This is a genomic window from Myxococcus sp. CA039A, from assembly GCF_013336645.1.
Lineage (GTDB): Bacteria > Myxococcota > Myxococcia > Myxococcales > Myxococcaceae > Myxococcus > Myxococcus llanfairpwllgwyngyllgogerychwyrndrobwllllantysiliogogogochensis.
Map to the genome: position 1 here is coordinate 1 of NZ_JABUMQ010000562.1, position 3,477 is coordinate 3,477.

3 protein-coding genes and 1 pseudogene are annotated in these 3,477 nt (G+C 65.9%); all 4 read right to left on the bottom strand.

Features of this window, described 5'->3' with window-relative positions:
• Positions 1-461: pseudogene (locus HR086_RS45625) on the bottom strand (hypothetical protein); the annotation flags it as partial.
• Positions 462-547: 86 nt separating this feature from the next.
• Positions 548-1,057 carry a hypothetical protein gene (locus HR086_RS45630; protein ID WP_174459501.1) on the bottom strand — a complete coding sequence of 170 codons (510 nt, stop codon included), beginning with the start codon at positions 1,055-1,057 and terminating at the stop codon, positions 548-550.
• A 470-nt stretch (positions 1,058-1,527) separates the two neighbouring features.
• The gene (locus HR086_RS45635) at positions 1,528-3,027 is read right to left on the bottom strand and encodes a hypothetical protein (RefSeq protein WP_174459431.1); all 1,500 of its coding nucleotides are present in this window, start codon (positions 3,025-3,027) and stop codon (positions 1,528-1,530) included.
• An 80-nt stretch (positions 3,028-3,107) separates the two neighbouring features.
• The coding region (locus HR086_RS45640) for a hypothetical protein (RefSeq protein ID WP_305794126.1) at positions 3,108-3,477 on the bottom strand (370 nt) is incomplete at its 5' end.

Here is a 3,477-nt window from a genome sequence, read left to right on the forward strand (position 1 = left end):
GGGGGACCCCGCTCTCCGATGCACGTCTGAGGCGGGCAAAGCGGCAGGCAGACGACGCGTGCCCGACACTGGGTCTCGCCATCATCCCAGGTCGCCGAGAACACGTTGTCGATGAGCTCGTCGTTCGAGCCATCCGCCAGCGCGAGCTGCTTGCATTCCTCGAACGAGTTCACGGTGTTCGTGAACTTCTCGGTGTGTGACTCGCCAAATGCAAGCCTGTACGGAGGCGTTCGTTGAGGTGCCCAACCGAACTTGTCGGTGAGCAGTCGATCCTCCACCGCCTCGACGTCCGACGCGCTCGTGCGGTGCACGTTGCGCACCGTCATCGTCCACTCGAGCGTCGCCGGGTACGACTGAATTTCGTAGATGAGCTCGCCGTTCACCCGCTTGTCGCACGCCAGTTCGTGCGCAAGCGCGACGTTGCCCGTGAGTACTGCCGCTGTTGCCGCCAACCATCCCAACGCATGATATCCTGCCCTCACTTCAAAATGCTTGGACTGTCTTCAGCTCTTGCTTGTTGCTTGTGTTCGTGCCGCCCGGAGTCTCGTCAGTAGCGGACGATGAACTCCGGGAACATGAAGACTTGTTCGCCACGTTCGACCAGGGAGCGGGCAATATCGAACTCGACCACCACCTTGTTGCGAGTCCGGATCTGCGCGGCGTCCGCGATCAGGGAGATCGGTGGGCCACTCAGGTCGAGCAGCTGCGACTTCCCGTTGCGCTCGATGATGCCTTCGGATTGGAACTTCAGCCTGATCGCGACCTTGCGTGCATCGACGGGAAGGTCAAACGTTGTCACGGCCCACGCGTTCTGGTCGTTGCCCAGGTCGATCTCACTGCCGCCAATCCGAGCCGGAAACGGATTGCCATCCACCGTCAGTTCCAGCGTGGAGACTTGCACGCGCACGGGCCCCGCTGCGTTGACTCCGAGCAGGCGCACCGCGACGGTCTGAGACGTGGGTGTCTCCGGCGGATCGATCAACGGCGCTTCGTCGTCCTTTGCCTTGCCGCAGGCGACGATGGTCAGAGCGAGTGCAAGGCCAATACACTTCTTCATGAAGTCCCTCCCCAAGCGGCCGTTCAAGCGGCCGTGTGGGCGAGGTGCCTGAGCACTGCTTGTGCCAAGGGGGCGACAGCCCTAGGGGGCTGTGAAGTGTCTGGCAATGGAAGGGAGCTGCTTCCGCGGGATGGTTGATTCCAGTGTGCGCTCGGAATCAGGAGGGGGTTGGTGGCGCGAGGGTTTCTTCATGGAAATACTTTTCATGAAAGAAGAAGCGGAGCGCCACCGATAGAACCCCTTCATGTCTGGCCGAACGCCGCGATGCGGGTGGCCCGCCGCGCGAAGCGGAGGCCCACCTGCTGTCCCGTGCGCGAGAGTGGAACTCCCATCGCGCTCGTGAGAAGCGCCAGCGTGTGAGGGTCCTGTTTTGGGACGCCTCTGTCCGAGGCCTTACCCACGTCGACCGGGAGGGCCGCATCTTCTCCTGCTGCGCACGACTCCGGAGGCCGGGATGGAGACGGGGCGCGTCACTTTCGCGGACAGGACACGAACCACGGCTGATAGGAGCCGGTGTCGTCCACGGCGCGGAAGTAGATGCGATCACCCACGCGGGCGAAGCCATCGGGGATGGATGAAGCAGGACCCGGATGGATGTCCGCGAGGAGCCGGGTCGTCGCGACAGTGCCCTGGGTGAACCAGGGCTCCAGGCTGGTGTGGGTCGTCGACGCGACGAACAGCGCGGCACCGTCACCGGTCGGGAACAAGGGCGAGGCGTACTCATCGCTCAGGCTCAGGGACTCCGAGAGTGGGAGGGTGCCCGCGGCGGTTCCGTTCGAGACCCACAGTGTCGCGGCGCGGGGCGGGGGGCCGGGGCTGGCGATGGCCACGGAGAAGTAGAGCAGGTCCCCGGAGACGGCCATCTGCTGCGGGTAGGGGTAGGCGGCCTCCTGGCCCGCGAACGGATTGGGGAGCGTGGTGACGGAGGCCTTGCCCCCGCCCTGGAGGGACAGACTCTCGATGCGCATCAGCATCGTCGTGCTGTCCACCGAGGACAGGTAGACGGTGTCGTGCAGCGCCCCGAGCAGGTTGACGCTCTTTCCGAACGCGTCCAGCCGGAGGGTGCCCGAGGCCGTGCCGTCCGTCTTCCACACCTCCGTGTTCGCGCCGTCTTTGAACAGGAACAGGCCCACGGCCCCCGCCTGTCCCGTGGTCGTGAGATTGACGACCTGGGCATCGAGCTTCTTGACGAATTGGGTTCCGCTCGCGGTCCCGTCGGTGCGCCACAGCGCGGTGCCCTGCTCGGGCGAGGCCAGGAAGAAGAGCAGGTTGTCGCCCACCCGCAGCGACACGTTGCCAAGAGTCGAGCTCGTCCCGAAGTTCGCGAACCGCACCGTGCCCGAGGCCGTCCCATCCGAGCGCCACAGCTCCACTTGAGGATTGCCGGGCGCGAAGGACCACAGCCGCAGGAAGGTGAGCTGACCGCGCTGCGAGGCGACGGCCGCGAGATACGTGCCCTCGGGGCCGGGCGTGAGGTCCTTGACGAGCCGGGTTCCGGTCTCGGTTCCATCGCTGACCCACAGCTCCCGGCCGGTGGCGGGTTCGTCGAACTGGAAGAAGACCTGGTCGCCCACGGGGAACAGGTTTCTCAGCGCGGGGATGCCGACCGGGGCGGCGGGAAACGACTTCACCGGGACGGTGCCGGCCTCCGTGCCGTTGCTGCGCCACAGGGCCGCGCTGCCGTCGAACAGGTTGGTGGCGAAGTAGAGCTTCCCTCGCACGTCGACGAACGACTCCGGGAAGGGCCCGTTGATGGAGGCCCCGGACCCGGGGGGGATGACGACCTTCAGGCGAGATGCGGCGCCGGGGCACGCGTGGCGCGAGTCCTCGCGAGCGCTCTCGCTCGTGCGGGCCACCGAGGCATTCTCCGGGAGCGGCGTCAGGCCCGCTCCCTGGAGTTCGAGTCGGGTGGGCGCACCACATCCCGCGAGGCCCAACGTCAACAGGACAGACCAATGACTGGCGCTCATCTCATGCTCCTCTCCGGCCCAGAACCGACAGAGGGTGCGATGCGTGACGTCGTTCGCCAATCAGGCCTTGAGATGAGGCCTTATTCGAGAGTGGACAGAGAGCCCTTGGGGGCCTCCACCGGCATGGGATGGCCCGGACGGACGAGGTACCCGACGACCGTCACGGACCCACGAGTGCTGTCTCTGTCGATGCGGGCCATGCTCGGTCCCTTCCACAGGCGCGCCATGGCACCTGGCCGGCCCATGGCCTCCTGGAAGTCTGTCTCCACCGGGAAGTCGACCTCCAGACGGCAGAGCGTCGCGCGACAATCCAAGTCACGCACGGACGCGGTCGCTGGCAGGTGGGACGACAGGTTTTCACGAATCTCCCGCTGCGCTTCAGAGGCCCAACCGCTGTCGGAGGACTCGTGCTCGAAAGTCCGCTCCACGTGGGCGCGCGCGGCATTGGCG